15 protein-coding genes are annotated in these 15871 nt (G+C 59.3%); 4 read left to right on the top strand and 11 right to left on the bottom strand.

The annotated features are described in order from the left end of the window. Positions 1 to 9 precede the first annotated feature (9 nt). The gene (locus FHS06_RS11315; RefSeq protein ID WP_167049349.1) at positions 10 to 2091 is read left to right on the top strand and encodes an alpha-1,4-glucan--maltose-1-phosphate maltosyltransferase; all 2082 of its coding nucleotides are present in this window, start codon (positions 10 to 12) and stop codon (positions 2089 to 2091) included. Next, on the top strand, positions 2088 to 4241 hold the full coding sequence (glgB, locus tag FHS06_RS11310) for a 1,4-alpha-glucan branching protein GlgB (protein WP_167049347.1): 2154 nt from the start codon (positions 2088 to 2090) through the stop codon (positions 4239 to 4241). The genes FHS06_RS11315 and glgB overlap by 4 nt, the downstream gene beginning before the upstream one ends. Here the strand turns inward: glgB and FHS06_RS11305 are convergent. Both FHS06_RS11305 and FHS06_RS11300 read right to left on the bottom strand, forming a co-directional pair. Continuing rightward, positions 4238 to 5212, bottom strand: a complete 975-nt coding sequence (locus FHS06_RS11305; protein WP_167049345.1) for a tetratricopeptide repeat protein — start codon at positions 5210 to 5212, stop codon at positions 4238 to 4240. The two genes, glgB and FHS06_RS11305, sit on opposite strands and share 4 nt — an antisense overlap. Further along, complete coding sequence (locus tag FHS06_RS11300) at positions 5209 to 7014, bottom strand: DUF8094 domain-containing protein (RefSeq protein WP_182486490.1); 1806 nt, start codon at positions 7012 to 7014, stop codon at positions 5209 to 5211. The genes FHS06_RS11305 and FHS06_RS11300 overlap by 4 nt, the downstream gene beginning before the upstream one ends. A 167-nt stretch (positions 7015 to 7181) precedes the next feature. On the opposite strand from FHS06_RS11300, the gene FHS06_RS11295 reads away from it, so the two are divergent. Beyond that, positions 7182 to 8237, top strand: a complete 1056-nt coding sequence (locus tag FHS06_RS11295; protein ID WP_167049342.1) for an AI-2E family transporter — start codon at positions 7182 to 7184, stop codon at positions 8235 to 8237. Between the two features lie 8 nt (positions 8238 to 8245). On the opposite strand, the gene FHS06_RS11290 is transcribed toward FHS06_RS11295, so the two are convergent. From FHS06_RS11290 to rpsB, 9 genes are all read right to left on the bottom strand, one after another. Next, positions 8246 to 8971 (bottom strand): alpha/beta hydrolase, encoded by a 726-nt coding sequence (locus FHS06_RS11290; RefSeq protein ID WP_167049340.1) that lies wholly within the window; start codon positions 8969 to 8971, stop codon positions 8246 to 8248. Between the two features lies 1 nt (position 8972). Continuing rightward, a complete protein-coding gene (locus FHS06_RS14020) occupies positions 8973 to 9257 on the bottom strand; it encodes a hypothetical protein (protein WP_167049338.1) in 285 nt (94 codons plus the stop codon). Between the two features lie 5 nt (positions 9258 to 9262). Next, a complete protein-coding gene (locus FHS06_RS11280; RefSeq protein WP_310734804.1) occupies positions 9263 to 10012 on the bottom strand; it encodes an aggregation-promoting factor C-terminal-like domain-containing protein in 750 nt (249 codons plus the stop codon). Positions 10013 to 10094: 82 nt separating this feature from the next. After that, positions 10095 to 10748: a DivIVA domain-containing protein gene (locus FHS06_RS11275; RefSeq protein WP_167049336.1), complete on the bottom strand. Its 654-nt coding sequence runs from the start codon at positions 10746 to 10748 to the stop codon at positions 10095 to 10097. Further along, a complete protein-coding gene (locus FHS06_RS11270; RefSeq protein ID WP_167049334.1) occupies positions 10745 to 11746 on the bottom strand; it encodes a phosphatidate cytidylyltransferase in 1002 nt (333 codons plus the stop codon). Before FHS06_RS11270 ends, FHS06_RS11275 begins: the two co-directional genes overlap by 4 nt. 11 nt (positions 11747 to 11757) lie before the next feature. Beyond that, complete coding sequence (gene frr / locus FHS06_RS11265; protein ID WP_167049332.1) at positions 11758 to 12312, bottom strand: ribosome recycling factor; 555 nt, start codon at positions 12310 to 12312, stop codon at positions 11758 to 11760. A 61-nt stretch (positions 12313 to 12373) separates the two neighbouring features. After that, positions 12374 to 13093: a UMP kinase gene (gene pyrH / locus FHS06_RS11260; protein ID WP_167049330.1), complete on the bottom strand. Its 720-nt coding sequence runs from the start codon at positions 13091 to 13093 to the stop codon at positions 12374 to 12376. A gap of 84 nt (positions 13094 to 13177) precedes the next feature. Beyond that, positions 13178 to 14005, bottom strand: a complete 828-nt coding sequence (gene tsf, locus FHS06_RS11255) for a translation elongation factor Ts (RefSeq protein WP_167049328.1) — start codon at positions 14003 to 14005, stop codon at positions 13178 to 13180. Positions 14006 to 14096: 91 nt separating this feature from the next. Next, positions 14097 to 15032: a 30S ribosomal protein S2 gene (rpsB, locus tag FHS06_RS11250; protein ID WP_167049326.1), complete on the bottom strand. Its 936-nt coding sequence runs from the start codon at positions 15030 to 15032 to the stop codon at positions 14097 to 14099. Positions 15033 to 15335: 303 nt separating this feature from the next. Here rpsB and FHS06_RS11245 point away from each other — a divergent pair, with 303 nt between their 5' ends. Continuing rightward, a complete protein-coding gene (locus FHS06_RS11245; RefSeq protein WP_243845440.1) occupies positions 15336 to 15863 on the top strand; it encodes a murein hydrolase activator EnvC family protein in 528 nt (175 codons plus the stop codon). The last annotated feature ends 8 nt before the right edge of the window (positions 15864 to 15871 follow it).

Here is a 15871-nt window from a genome sequence, read left to right as displayed (position 1 = left end):
GTTCGGTAGGTGGATACCACAGAGCAATCCGTGACCTCTTCTTCGTGGCGCAGCGCGACAGCGTTGCCGAATCGCTCGATCGAGCAGTGGCCGACGAGCTTCCCGACTCTGGTTGGGCGGATCCCCACGTCGGTTTTGCATCCTTCGGCACCCGGGAGGTATAGACCGAAGGCGTTTGTCGGCGAGGTTGTGCCGTTCATGGTGACTGCTTTTCGGGATGGCCACGACCTCATCGGCGTTCACCTGCGTTTACAGGCGCCTTCTGGTGACACGTCGCTTCATCGACTTGAGCACACAGCTCCGGGTCTTGACCGCTGGTCGTGCGACGTCGAACTGCGTGAGCCCGGGGTATGGCAGTTTCACTTTGAGTCTTTCACCGACGACTTCGCGACGTGGCGTCATGCGGCTGCTCTGAAAATAGCGGCTGGTGTCGATAGCGAACTCATGCGTGAAACTGGAGCACTCCTGCTCCTCAGGGCAGCGGCTGAGAGCACTCGGCCAACAGCCGAGCGGCGCACACTGAAGAAAGCCGCAGCCTCGCTTCGAGACGACACAGTAGACGACGCAGCCGCGTTGGACCTCGTCGGAGATGCCCAAATCGCTGCGTTCCTGCGGGCACGCCCGCTTCAGTCGTTGAGCACGCTAACCGAGCAATCAACGATCATCGTTGAGCGCGAACGCGCTGGCGTCGGCGCGTGGTACGAGTTTTTTCCGAGGTCAGAAGGAGCTTTCATCGATAACGATGGTGCTGTGCACAGCGGCACATTTGCCACTGCCGCGAAGCGGCTCCCCGCTGTGGCGGACATGGGCTTCGATGTGCTGTATCTGCCGCCGATTCACCCGATTGGCCACCGCAATCGCAAGGGGAAGAACAACTCGCTTACTGCGGCCGCAGGAGAGCCAGGCTCACCCTGGGCGATCGGGAGCGCGGACGGCGGCCACGATAGCGTCCATCCAGATCTCGGCACGCTAGAAGACTTCCGTGAGTTCGTATCTGCGGCGCGAGAATACGGGATCGAGGTCGCTCTCGACCTCGCACTCCAAGCAGCACCCGACCACCCGTGGGTGGCAGCGCACCCGGAGTGGTTCACGACTTTGCCGGACGGCACGATCGCATACGCGGAAAACCCGCCGAAGAAATACCAAGACATTTACCCGCTGAACTTCGATATCGATCCGGATGGTCTCAGCGCAGAAGTACTTCGCGTTGTGCGTCTTTGGATCTCGCAGGGTGTTCAGATCTTTCGGGTGGATAACCCTCACACAAAGCCACTCCAGTTTTGGGAATGGCTTATCGCGCGAGTAAATGACGAGTTCCCTGACGTCGTGTTCCTAGCGGAAGCGTTCTCACGACCCGCAATTATGCAGGGACTCGCCACAGCAGGTTTCCAGCAGAGTTACTCCTACTTCACGTGGCGCAATACGAAGCAGGAGCTCGAAGAATTTCTTGGTGAGGTCTCTCACGAAACCGCCGACTTTATGCGGCCGAACCTTTTCGTGAACACACCAGACATCCTCACCGAGTACCTCCAGTACGGCGGCCGGCCAGGATTTCAGATTCGGGCGGCAGTCGCCGCGACAGCTGCGCCAAGCTACGGCGTGTACGCCGGATTCGAGCTCTTCGAAAACGTTGCTCGTCCTGGCGCCGAAGAGAACATCGACAACGAGAAGTACGAATACAAGTTCCGCGATTGGGAAGCGGCCGCGGCAGCCGATGATTCTCTCGCTCCGTTTATTCGAAAACTCAACGAGATTCGAGCCGCGCATCCGGCGCTTCGACAACTGAGGAATTTCTCCGCGCACTGGAGCGACGACGACGCGATTCTCGTCTATTCGAAACACATCGATGGAGCTTTCACCGAAGACGGTCGTTCCGACACGATCATCGTTGTCGTAAACGTCGATCCCCATTCCGCCCGCCAAACCACTGTGCACCTCGACACCCGCATCTGGGGCGTCTCACCGGGCGACACATTCGATGTTGAAGACCTCGTGACGGGTGCGCGGTGGGCGTGGAGCGATCACAACTTTGTGCGCCTCGATGCCTTCAACGAACCCGTCCACATCCTGCACGTCAAGGAGAACTCATGAGCACAATAGATCCGCGCATACTTGACACTCTCGCTACCGGTTCGTACTACGCGCCGCACGACGTTCTGGGCATCCACGCCGACCCCTCAGGCGTCGGATGGGTTCTTCGTGTGCGTAGGCCGCTGGCCAAAACCGTAGCGGCTCAGTTCATAGACGGCCGCACCGTGGAACTCGACCATGTACGGGCGGGAATATGGGAAGGTTCGTTCTTCGTCGATCCTTCCTCCTATGAGATTTCCGCGACGTACGAAGACGGTACTGAGTACGTCGAGGATGACCCGTACCGGCACCTCCCCACGCTCGGAGAGCTCGACACCCACCTCATTCATGAGGGCAGACACGAAAAGCTTTGGACGGTACTGGGCTCGCACCAACTCGTCGATGACGGTGTATCAGGAACGGCCTTCGCAGTGTGGGCTCCGCATGCGCAGGCAGTGCGCGTCGTAGGCGACTTCAACGGCTGGGACGGTGGTGGACACTCGATGCGATCGCTCGGATCGAGTGGTATCTGGGAGCTGTTCGTGCCCAAGGTTGGAGTTGGGTCTACCTACAAGTTCGAAATCTTGACCCGCAATGGGGCATGGATTATGAAGGCTGACCCGATGGCGCGCGCTGCCGAAGTTCCGCCCGGAACAGCGTCAATCGTTACTGATTCTGACTATGAGTGGCAGGACTCGGCGTGGATCGCGACACGTGCTGAATCCGCTCCGCACCGGCAACCGATGTCGATCTACGAGCTTCACGTCGGGTCGTGGCGCGAAGGCCTCTCGTACCGTGAGCTCGCGGATGAACTCATTCCGTACGTCACCTCGTTGGGCTTCACGCACGTCGAATTCATGCCTCTCGCGGAGCACCCTTTTGGAGGTTCGTGGGGCTACCAGGTCAGCGGCTATTACGCTCCAACCAGTAGGTTCGGCTCACCCGATGATGTTCGATATCTGATTGATCGGCTCCACGAAGCCGGCATCGGAGTGATCGTCGATTGGGTACCGGGCCACTTTCCGAAAGACGCTTTTGCGCTCGCTCAATTCGATGGCGAAGCGGTCTACGAGCACCCGGACCCTCGCCGCGGTGAGCACCGCGAATGGGGAACGTTGATTTTCGATTACGGACGCAGCGAGGTGCGCAACTTTCTCGTCGCGAACGCGCTCTACTGGTTCGAGGAGTTCCACGTCGATGGACTTCGCGTAGATGCAGTCGCGTCGATGCTATACCTCGACTACTCGCGAGAAGAAGGCGAGTGGGAGCCAAACATCTATGGTGGTCGAGAAAACCTCGAGGCTATTCGTTTTCTCCAAGAGGTGAATGCGACCGTCTACAAGCAGCACCCGGGCGTCGCGATGATCGCCGAAGAATCCACCAGCTATCCAGGTGTCACGGCTCCAACTAGTCAGTCAGGTCTTGGCTTTGGCAGCAAGTGGAACATGGGCTGGATGAACGACTCTCTCGTGTACATGGGCCGTGACCCGATGTACCGGTCTCATCACGAGAGCGAACTCGCGTTTTCGTTTGTGTATGCCTTCAGCGAGAACTTTATTCTCCCCATCAGCCACGACGAAGTTGTGCACGGAAAAGGCAGCCTCCTCAGTCGGATGCCCGGCGACCATTGGCAGCAGCTCGCCAGTATGCGTGCGTTCCTGGCGTACATGTGGAGTCATCCCGGCAAGCAGTTGCTGTTTATGGGCCAAGAATTCGGACAGTTTTCCGAGTGGTCTGAGTCAAGAAGCCTGGACTGGTGGACTCTCGATCAGCCTTCTCACCGGCAGCTTCACGACTTTGTCGGCTCGCTCAATCGCATCTATCGCGACAATGCGCCGCTGTGGCAGCGGGATCATGACGGCTCCGCTTTCTCTCGGATCGGCGCACCAACGTGGAACCCTAACGTTCTCTCGTATTCACGACTCGACGACGACGGCAATGCCGTCGTTATCGTATGTAACTTTTCGGGTGTTCAGATCGAGAACTTTCAGCTCGAGCTGCCGCGTCCAGGCGTGTGGGCAGAGATCCTCAACACGGATGCCACGGACTTCGGAGGTTCAGGAAGCGGCAATTTCGGACACGTCACCGCATCAGACGCGAGCCTTGCAACGATGACGCTGCCCCCGCTCGGTGTGCTGTGGCTCAGCCAAAAAGCAACGCAGGTGGACTAGAAGAGCAGCGACGCAAGCTGGCTGCGCGCGCGGAGCACTCGGGGATCGGCGTCGCCCACGAGGCCGAAAAACTCGACGATCCGTTCGCGCACAAGCGGACGCTCGTCGATTGGCAGCGACGCAAACAGCTCGAGCAAGCGTCCAAACGCATCCTCGACGTGCCCACCCGCGAGATCGAGGTCAGCAACAGCGAACTGAGCGTTCACATCTCGTGGCCCGGCAGCTGCAGCGACGCGCACGTCCTGCGCATCAAGATCCTGGACGCGTTGGAGAAGACGTACCTGAGCTAACCCGGTGCGCGCATCGACGTCTCTCGGGTTCTCTTGAATAGCCTTTTCATATGCGAGCGCAGCCCTCGGGTAGTCGCCCGCCTCGATGGCTTCGTATGCTTCAGCGTGCAATGGCGGAAGCGGCGGTTCCGTCGCCTCATCCGCAGAGTCTTCGGCGGATTCGGTCACGCTGACGCGGCCGGAGACTCCGTTTTGCCCGGCGACCTGGAGCAACTGGCCGAAGACCTCACGGACCTGCTGTTCAGTGACCGTTCCGTTGAAGAGCGGGACAGGTTGTCCCGCAACGAGTGCAACGACCATAGGTATCGACTGTGCGCGGAAGCTCTGGGCAACCTGCGGGTTCGTATCGGCGTCGACTCTCGCAAGCAAGAGAGCGCCATCGGCTTCACGAACGATCTTTTCCACGATGGGGCTCAGCTGCGCGCTCGCTTCGCTGCGCGCAGACCACAAGTCGACCACAACTGGAACAGTTCGAGAAAGCTCCAAAATCTGGCCGAATGTCTGATCGCTCACGTCCATGACGAGGGACGGAACCGAAACATCTGACGGTGCGTTTGCGGGCACAGCAGGAGTGCCTGTGGGCGACGCCGCAGAAGTTGCGGATTGCGCATCGTGACGCTGACGCAGCGCTGAAAGATCGATGGCGCCTCGCATCACGGCGCCGGGTGTGACGTTGCTCACTGAATCACCTTTGCATTGAGAATGTCGGAAGAGTAGCCGAGCAATCGGATCTTCTCCGTTGAGCCTTGGCCTGGAACGTAGAAGAAAAGCTGGTCTTTGAATGTCGTCGTGAAGCCCGACTGCGATTCATCGCTCCCTGACAGCGTCTTTACCGTGGGGTTATTGTCAAGCTTGATCACGGCGTCGCTGTTGGTCGGCTTCACGGTATCAACCTCCGAGACGTCCACGGCTACGATCGCTCCGCTCTCCAGAGTGGCCAACGCCAGAGGATCGTTCTCCCCAGCCTCCGCGGAGAACGAGAGAGTACCGGTGTCAGTCGCGGTCTGATTGAACTCATCCAGACGCTTCTGGCGATCATCCACGATCATCTGGCGGAATTTATCGCTCTCGTCGTCGAAGAGAACCGCGTATTCGCTGTCCTCACCGTTGTTCAAGACATCCGCATACGCGGCAGGTAGCTCATCCGGCGAGATGACCAAGAACGAAGTATCCGGCCGCACCTGAACAGCGCCGACGTATGTGGGAGCCAGATCAGGCATCGCGGTTGCCGCTTCGATCCCACCGATGTAGGTGAGCTTGTACTGAGACCACGCGTCTTCTTGAGTCATCATCATGATTGTCGGCGCGGGGTCAGTGTCGTCTTCATCACCGACGACCATCATCACGGTCCGGGGCCACCCGTCGTAGGCCTGCGGGAGAATGATCGATACCGGATCCGTCGGTATCGCATCAGGCGTCGCGTAGTCGGCGATCTGTGATCTCAGCGTGTAGTTCGTGTCGCGCACATCGAGCGCCGCGCCGTCGAGTCGCGTCGCGGCAAGATCTGAGTCCATATCGGCGTCGGCCTGAGCAACTGTCTGAGAAATCTCGACGAGGATAGCCTTTGCTTGAGCTTCGGTGACGGCAGGTAATTGCTGGTCTTCTGCATCAATCACCGTTGTGCTCGGCGATGGAGTCGGACTTGGAGCCAGCTGCGGCCATGCTTCTGCAGAACAGCCCGCGAGGAGGCCCACCGAGACCGCGAGCACAGGCACGGCAGCCAAACTGCGCTTACCGATAGATCTGCGCCTGCCCGTTGCGGAAATGACGCCCTTCTTCCCTGAGCCACTTTCAATATCTCCGGCGACGTCGATGGGCTGGGTGTGTGCCAACGGCGGCGGCGCCTTGCGGCGCGGCCCACGAGAACGGCGGGCATGCCGAATTCCCAGCACATACAGAATCACGCCCGCGCCGAGAAACGCACCCCCCAGCACGATGAGCGGACCCGCCCACGGTGTCGCGTTGTCTAAGGGCCACGAGACAGTGACACTTGCGGGTGCGGGAGATTGGCCATCTGTGGCGATGATGACGCTCATCGTCGAGGGAATCTGCAACGGCGTCGTCACTACGCCGTCTTGTTGAAACTCGTCGAGCCACAAGTCCGACCCGACCGGGGTCGTAGTCGCGTCATCAGAGCCATCGGTTTCCTCATCGACGACTTCGGGCTCTACAAGTGAGCTCGTGATAGCACCGTCATCGTCGAGGGCTACGCGGGTGTACTCCGACCTCGCCACCCATGCATCGACATCGGTCGTCCTGCCGTATGCCGCGAATACGCTGCCCGTGTCTTCAATCCGCAGGGTCTGAGTTCCGGTAAGCATCGACATGACATCGCCATCAATGACAACGTATGGCGCATCAGCATCAACTTCGATGTTCGCTGTTTGCGTCGATGGGCCGCTAAATACGGTCCGTTGCGCGATGCCTCCGCCAATCAGCAACGCAGCGAGCACAAACGCGGCTACGGCCCACACAAAACGCACGAATATACCTCCTGTGCTTCACCTCAGGGCGCGGTGAAGCTAAGACTCGACGTTCCAGACTATCCAATCGCGGCTGAGAGCGCCCCGGGAAGGCGTCGATCACCCCGCGTCGCGAAACAATGCGTATTCTCTGAACAGGAGAACTACACCTGTCGGAGGGGACAACTGTGAAGATTCAAAATCCCTTTCGGGTTGCGCTGGTGGCCACCCTTGGGGTGGGCCTCGGAATCATGCTGCTGGAGAGCATTACAACGCTCTCGACGATTCTGCTCTATGTCGGAACTGCGCTCTTCCTTTCCCTAGGTCTCGATCCGATCATCTCGTGGCTAGAGAAACAGCGCCTACCTCGATGGGCTGCGGTACTTCTTACCGTGCTCGGAGTGCTCGCCATTTTCACCGGGATTGTGGTCATGGTCGTGCCCGTCATTGCCAGCCAAGTCGGTCAGCTCGTCAAGGTCATTGCCGACCTCGTTGAAAAAGGCACCTTCTTCGACGACCTCCGCAATTGGCTCGAGACAACGTTCCCAAATCTCCGCGTCGACCTGATCTTTGAGTACGCCACCGACTGGATGCGGTCCCTCGATATTGGCTCAATCGGGGAGAGCGTTCTCGCCGTAGGCGCGTCCATCCTCTCGGGATTCGCCGGAGCCTTCATCGTGCTCATCCTCACGATCTACTTCACGGCTTCGACCCCGTCGTTGAAAGCCGCGGTGTATCAGCTCGTCCCGGCTTCTCGCCGCCCCCGCTTCATCGATCTTTCCGAGCAGATCACCGACTCCGTTGGCTTCTACGTCATCGGGCAAGTAAGCCTGGGCGTCGCAAACGGCATCCTGAGTGCCATCTTTCTCACGATCATTGGCGCACCGTTTCCTGCGGTACTCGCGGTTGTCGCTTTCTTTTTCTCGCTCATTCCGCTCGTCGGCACACTCACTGGCTCGACCCTCATCGTTCTCGCGTGCCTTCTGCCCGGCGGACTTGGTTCGCCGACAACTGCACTCATCGCGGCGATCTATTACCTCATCTACATGCAGATCGAGGCTTACGTGATTTCACCACGAATCATGAGCCGCGCCGTTGCAGTGCCCGGCGCCGTAGTAGTTATCGCGGCGTTGGCGGGTGGTTCGCTACTCGGCCTGCTCGGCGCACTCATCGCCATTCCGGTGGCCGCGAGCATCCTCATCATCTATCGGCAGGTCGTCATTCCGCGGCAAAACGAACGCTGAGCCAAGCGCTAAGGCATGCTCGCTTCGTCATCCCAGTTGGTCGCAAGCGGCAGCGCATCTGGGTTGACCACGGCAACAATCTCGCTCAGCACACGGCGAGTTTGGGCTTCGCCTACCCACAGGTGCTTTCCTCCCGCTACGGGAATGATCGTAGCCTCTGGCACCGATGCGAAGCGCTGAACAGCTTCCGCTGGTCGCAAGTAGTCATCGAACTCGGGGATGAGGGCAGTAAGCGTCCGAGGATCGCCCCGCCACGCAGCAACCTCTTCAGCACTAGTTCGGTGGAGGGGCGGTGAGAGCAGAATCGCTCCCTCGACCTCAAACTTGCGACCGTACTTCAACGCGAGTTCCGTTCCGAACGACCAGCCCACGAGCCACGGGGCCGGGAGAGACTGTGCCGCCACGAATGCCATCGCAGCTTCGACGTCCAGCGCCTCAGACTTTCCGCCGTCAAAAGTTCCCTCACTTGTCCCCCGCGGTGACGCCGTCCCCCGCGTATTGAACCTAAGGACCGCTAGCGATGCAAGCGCGGGCAGTCTCGCCGCGGCCTTCCGCAGGATATGAGAATCCATAAAGCCTCCGGCGGTCGGAAGCGGATGCAGCGTCACAAGAGTTGCCACGGGAGGTCGATCCAGCGGGAGCGCGAGTTCTCCTACCAGCGTGAGACCGTCTGACGTCGTGAGTTCAATTTCCTGCCGAGAGGCAGGTAACAAGAGCGGCCCGCGAATTTCCACTTCAGTACACCTTCCAACAGTGAGAGTGCCAGTGCCTACGTCCAGCGAGATCTGCAGCGTCGCCGAGCACCCCGTCTGCTCGCCACACCACGAGGTGCGAGACGCCGGGAGCAACCGATCCGCCGCACCCAGGACAAACGTAGGTCTTGTTGGCTTGTGTTGCTGAAACAGGCTGAACTGTCCACTGCGAGCCGCGCCGCGTCTCGGATCGCTTCCACCCCGCGAGCATTCGCTCGAAAGAATCGCCAGCGCCCTCTTGCGGTCGCCGCCTATGTGAGCGCGGCACGTTGATCAGTACCAGCCGGTGCTTTGAGAATGACCCCACGCCCCACAGGGCGTGCCGTAACGCCCGGAGATGTAACCCAAACCCCAGGAGATCTGAGTTGCAGCATTCGTCTCCCAGTCGCCGCCAGCGCTGGCCATTTTTCCACCCGGCAACGCCTGCGGAATGCCATATGCACCGCTGCCGGCGTTGTAAGCGTTCACGCGCCAGCCTGACTCTTTATTCCACAGCGCCACCAGACAAGAGAACTCGCCATCACCCCAACCGCGGGACATAACCATGTCGTAAGCGGCGGCTTGCGCACTGCCCGGGTCCGGGCTTACAAATGGCGGCGCCCAGCCGGTCGAGGGCGAGGAGGAAGATGAGGATGAAGCAGCCTCGGCAGTTTCAGTGGGGGTGGGAGTTGGAGTAGGAGTGGGAGTTACGTAAACCTCGTAGTTCCCGCGGTCGAGGCTCTCTGCTTCGTCTGATGACGCTTCCGAAACGAGCATCGTTTGTGCGTCTGCGAGCGTGCTGGCGTACAACGTCGTCGGCACCTCGTCTGCTGCGGTCGCTTGAGAGACCGCAAGTCCTGTAGGTCCGGCATACGCCGCGATAAATCCGACTGCAGCAAGCGCCGCGAAAATTCCAAGTACACCACGTCGACGCGACCAGCGCGGCGGCGGTACAGCAGACGACCGTCGCGAGACCTGAGCGTTCTGAGAACGCCGAGAAATCGGGCGGGATTGCTGGGGATTCAGCTCGTTACCGGAAGTCACAGTGTGGCGAGTCTACCGGCCAAACGCTGAACGTGTCATCATCGCCGACACATCAGCGTCGCAGATCTAGGAGATCTATCGATTAGCGGACCGCCAACATCACTTCCACGACAGCGTCCAAAACAGCGTCCACCTGAGTTTCTTGATATCCGCCGCGCTGCATCCGAAATGCAACTGCGCGCACCTGCTCCACCGTTACGGGCTCACCTTCGGACAGGTACCCTGAGATCTTGTCAGCAACGATATCGACTTCATCGACGCGATACCCGTAGCGCATCCAGGAAACATGGCGAAAACGTCGTCCCCGCCGGCGTGAGAGCCTGTCGAGAATCACCTGGGCGTCTCCTCGGCTGCGATCCACCCACTCTTGAACGCCGTCAGTCTCAAGGCTCTCTGCTCGTTCACGAGCGAAGAAAGCATCTTCGAGACGACCGAGCGCGGCGTCAACAGCGGCAACGACGTATCCGCCTTTTGCGAGCGGAAACGCCGCCGATCGGACTGAAGATGAGGTCATACGTGGCGTGTTCTCGTCGACCTGGTCTTCAAATGCAGCTCGCGCGTGGCTAAGAAAGGCATCTACAGCGCGCTGCTCGTAGCCCTTACGCCGACCACGTTCGACAGGCAAAGCTGGTGCGGCGCTCCCATTGCTTTCGACAGCAACAGTTTCGGCCTCTACGTCGCTACCTTCGCTGTCAGGCTGGTCCGCGTCTCGCGCGGGCTGATCGTCAAGAATCATGTCATTACCAATGGCGTGAGCAGATAGTAGAGAACGAGCGCTGGCACGGTTGAAGGAAGAATTGAGTCCAAGCGATCAAGAACCCCGCCGTGGCCGGGAAGCCAGGAACTCATATCTTTAATCCCGAGGTCGCGTTTGACCATTGATTCGCCCAAATCACCAATCGTCGCAGTGCACAGCACAACTGCTCCGAAAATTATGCCGGTCCACCATGGCAATCCGAGCAACAGCCAAGCGAGCAGCACACCAGCGACAATTGCGGCGAAGGCAGCACCTGCGAAGCCCTCCCAGGTCTTTTTTGGGCTAATGCGAGGCGCCATCGGGTGACGGCCCATCGTGAGGCCCGAGGCATACGCACCTGTATCCGATACAACCACGACTATCAAGAAAGCGAGCACCCACCACGCGCCGTTTTCATTTCGAAGCAAAATCAGGACGAGGCTTGCGAGGAACGGGATGTACATCTGCACGAACGTGGAATACAAGATGTCATCCACGACATCGCCGTATGAGCGTGCATCTTGAGCGCTCATCTGGGCGATCAAGCGCCAGACGACGACAAAAGCGACGGCAACGAAGACAACGACCCAGTGCACCCGGAGCCCCAGCAGGTAACCAGACGCGACAATTGCGAGACCCGAAGCTACTTGCGGAACAAGATCGATTCGACGACCCGAAGCCTGCAATGCTCTCGTAAATTCAAAGATGCTGAGCACCGTCGCTGCCGCTGCAAAAACCGCGAACGGCCAGCTGGCGAACAACAGCGAAGCAAGAACGATTGCGCCAATACTCACACCGATGAGGATTGCCAGAATGAGATCGCGACCGGTGCGCTCGCGAATACGAGCGTTCGCTTCTTCAAACTCGGCGCGCGCATGCGCTACCTGGGTTTCGAACTCGGTCCGTGCAGAGCGAACCTGGTCACCAAACGCGTGTGGGGATTCTGACTGAGAGGGAAGCTCGTCATCCCGTTTTTGATAGTCCGCAGGGTCGGTCATCGACGTACTCCTCAGACCTCGAGAAGTTCAGCTTCCTTGCGCTTGAGGGATTCGTCGATCGCGTCCACATGCGACCTTGTGAGCGCATCAAGTTCTTTCTCGGCGCGAGCAATCTCGTCCTCGCCGACGTCGCTTTTCAAGGCATCGAGGTCATCTTTTGCCTTGCGACGGATGCCGCGCACATGAACCTTGGCGTCTTCGCCCTTTGTGCGGACGAGCTTGACGTACTCTTTACGACGCTCTTCGGTCAGTTCGGGCATTGCCACTCGAATGATGTTTCCGTCGTTGGTCGGGTTGACACCGAGATTCGGAGTGTCGCGAATGGCCTGCTCGATGGCCTTCAGCGCTGTCTTGTCATAGGGCGTAACGATAATGCTTCGCGCGTCTTGACTGTTGAGAGAAGCCAACTGCGCGAGCGGAGTGGGAGTTCCGTAGTAGTCGACCGGAATCTTCTGGAACAGTTGCGGGTTTGCTCGCCCGGTGCGGACCGTTGCAAAGTCTTCTTTTGCAGCATCGACGGCCCGATTCATGCGGGTGGTGGTATCAGCCAAAACGTCGGCGATCACGGGTACTCCATTCAGTGGGGCTTGAGAACATCCTATCCGGGGCTACCGCCTCAGATAGGACTCACGTTGTGACGAGCGTGCCAATCTGGTCTCCCAGAAGTGCGCGGGTCACATTGCCAGCTGGCTCCATACCAAAGACTCGCATATCAATACTGTTGTCCATGCACAGGCTGAAAGCAGTGGAATCAACGACCTTGAGGCCCTTTATCAAAGCGTCAGAATATGTGATGCGATCAAGACGGGTCGCTGATGCATCCTTTTTCGGGTCAGCCGTGTACACGCCGTCTACTCCGTTCTTCGCCACCAATACTTCGTCAGCTTTGATTTCCAATGCGCGCTGGGCGGCGACAGTGTCGGTAGAAAAGTAAGGGAGTCCCGCACCGGCACCAAAAATGACGACGCGCCCCTTCTCCATGTGACGCTCGGCGCGGCGCGGGATGTACGGCTCAGCGACCTGAGTCATCGAAATAGCAGACTGCACGCGGGTCGCGGCACCCGCCTGCTCAAGGAAGTCCTGAAGTGCAAGCGAATTCATCACGGTACCGAGCATGCCCATATAATCTGCGCGGCCGCGGTCCATGCCGCGCTGGCTTAGTTCAGCCCCGCGAAAGAAGTTTCCGCCCCCAACAACAACAGCGATCTCAACCCGATCTACCGCTTCGGCAATTTCGCGCGCCATCTGTCCAACGACGTCGGGGTTGACACCAAGTTGTCCCCCACCGAAAGCCTCCCCGGAGAGCTTCAGCAGAACACGCCGGCGTCCAGATCCCTCATTAGTCACGTGTCAGTCCTTTCGTCGCGTTTAAAACTACCCGGGCGCAGCAGAAAGGCCCGCATCGAAAACGATGCGGGCCTTTCATATGAGTTACGCGCCGACCTTGAACCGGGCGAAATCAGTAATTGTGATGCCGGCTTCCTGAGCAACCTTGGCTACTGACAACTTGTTGTCTTTTGCGTAGTCCTGGTCGAGAAGCGCGACCTGCTTGAAGAACGCGTTGACGCGACCTTCGACGATCTTCGGCAAAGCTGCTTCGGGCTTGCCTTCGTTACGTGAGATTTCGGTGACGATCTCACGCTCCTTCTCGACATCTGCATCGGGAACGTCCGAGCGCGAGAGGTAGGAAGGGTTGGCGAAAGAGATGTGCTGCGCAATGCTGCGTGCAGTCTCTGCGTCGTCGCCCGAGTAGGCCACCACGACACCGATCTGCGGCGGTAGATCCTTGCTGGTCTTGTGGAGGTAAGTCTCGAACTTGTCACCCGTGAGAGTGCGGACGCGACGCAATTCGACCTTCTCGCCGATAATTGCGGCTTCATCCGAGATGATCTGTTCGACGGTCTGGGATCCGACGGTGACAGCCAGGGCTGCCTCGGCAGATTCTGCACTCGCGGATGCCGCAGCATCAGCGACCTTGTCTGCAAGCGTGATGAAGCGGTCATTCTTCGCAACGAAGTCGGTCTCGCAAGCGAGCTCGATCAGCGTTACTTTACCGTCGACCTCGCGAGCGACGATGAGACCCTCGCTCGTGGAACGGTCAGCGCGCTTCGCGTTGCCCTTTGCGCCCTTCAGTCGCAGGATCTCGGTTGCTTTTTCGACGTCTCCGTCAGCTTCCTCGAGGGCCTTTTTAGTGTCGACCATGCCCGTGCCGAGCTGCTCGCGCAACGCCTTAATTTCGGCGATGGTGAAGTTTGCCATGATTGGCGGCTCCTTGTATTTGGGGAATTCTCGGAAGAATCGGCGGACCGGCCGCAGCCGGACCGCCGATCAACAAATTGGGAACGAGCGACTACTTCTCGGTCGCTGTTGCTTCGGCGGGTGCGTCAGCTGCGTCTTCGGCTGCTGCGGGAGCCTCCTCGGATGCGGGAGCCTCCTCGGCTGCGGCTTCAGGCGAACCAACAGGCTCTGCCTTGACCTCTTCGGCGTCAGCCGATTTCTCAGCGGCGTCAGCCTCCGGAGCCGATCCACCCTTTTCGAGCAGTTCGCGCTCCCAATCGGCGAGCGGCTCAACAGCTTCTGCCTCGTCGGTCGGCTGGTGGCGCTGAACAAGGCCCTCGGCCGCGGCATCCGCGATGATTCGAGTGAGCAGGCTCACGGAACGGATGGCGTCATCGTTGCCCGGGATCGGGAACTGGAACTCGTCGGGGTCAGCGTTGGTGTCAAGAATTCCGATAACCGGGATACCGAGCTTCATCGCTTCGTCTACTGCGAGGTGCTCACGCTTGGCGTCAACAATCCAGATCGCAGAAGGCGTTTTGGTGAGGTTGCGGATTCCACCGAGCGACTTGTGAAGCTTGTCGAGCTCGCGCTTCTTGATCAGCAGTTCCTTCTTGGTGAAGCCACTGTTCGCGGGAACCTCATAGTCAAGCTCTTCGAGCTCCTTCATGCGAGCGAGACGCTTCGAGATCGTCTGGAAGTTGGTTAGGAGGCCACCGAGCCAACGCTGGTTGACGTAGGGCTGGCCGACGCGCATTGCCTGCTCGGCGATGACTTCCTGAGCCTGCTTCTTGGTGCCGACGAAGAGGACTGTTCCGCCATGAGCGACAGTCTCCTTGACGAACTCATAAGCCTTGTCGATGTACGACAGCGACTGCTGGAGGTCGATGATGTGAATGCCGCTGCGCTCGGTAAGAATAAAGCGCTTAACTTTCGGGTTCCACCGGCGAGTCTGGTGTCCGAAGTGGACGCCGCTGTCGAGCAGCTGGCGAATGGTGACGACGGCCATGGCCGTTCTCCTGTTCTCGACGCGTTCGCGCCGTTTGCGGTTTGTTTGTCCGGGAGAATTTCCCGGCAGTCCTGGTGCCCGACCCATTCCCACCCGCACGCGTGTGTGCGGGACCGAAGGGAGTGGTGCCATCCGAAGAAACGGACTGTGGGCACGCGTAGTCACCCCGACGAGCGAGGTGCCGGTCAAGTGTATCAGCAGCGCCCCAGGTCTAGCTCTCCCCCGGATACATGAAGCGCAGGGTTTTCCCGGCAATGAGGCGACGGCAACCCCGAATGACGGTCACAAGCGCACGATAGCCCAATGATCAGCATGAAGCGGGCACTCGTCTTTATCGTCATGTTGGCTCCGCTCGCGAGCATCCTCGCGCTGAGCAGCCCAGCATCCGCTCGTCCTGCATCGGCGGTTGAACGCTCGAGCGCCGAGATCGAGTGGGTTTGGCCCATTGCGGCTTTTCGTGTCACAGCTAGCTTCGCCGCGCCCGCCCACGCATACGGTCCAGGACACCGCGGCCTCGATATCGTGCCGCTCGACGGCAACTCTGTGTTTGCACCAGCAGCCGGAATCGTCGCGTTCGCGGGAAAAGTAGCCGATCGCTCACTCGTGACAATCAGTCACAGCGATGGGTTCGTTACTACGCTCGAGCCGGTCTCTCCGACGCTGGTGGCCGGCTCGGTGGTCGATGCAGGAGCACCAGTGGGCGAGGTCGCGACGGGTGGTCATGCGTCACTCGGAACACTTCACTTTGGCGTTCGAAAAGCCGGCGTGTACATCAATCCACTCACGTTGTTTGAGCAGATACCAAGAGCTGTCCTATTGCCGTGTTGCTGACGTGCTGC

The sequence above is a fragment of the Microbacterium halimionae genome (assembly GCF_011761265.1).
Taxonomy (GTDB): Bacteria; Actinomycetota; Actinomycetes; order Actinomycetales; family Microbacteriaceae; genus Microbacterium; species Microbacterium halimionae.
This window is presented reverse-complemented; position numbering and strand designations above follow the sequence as displayed.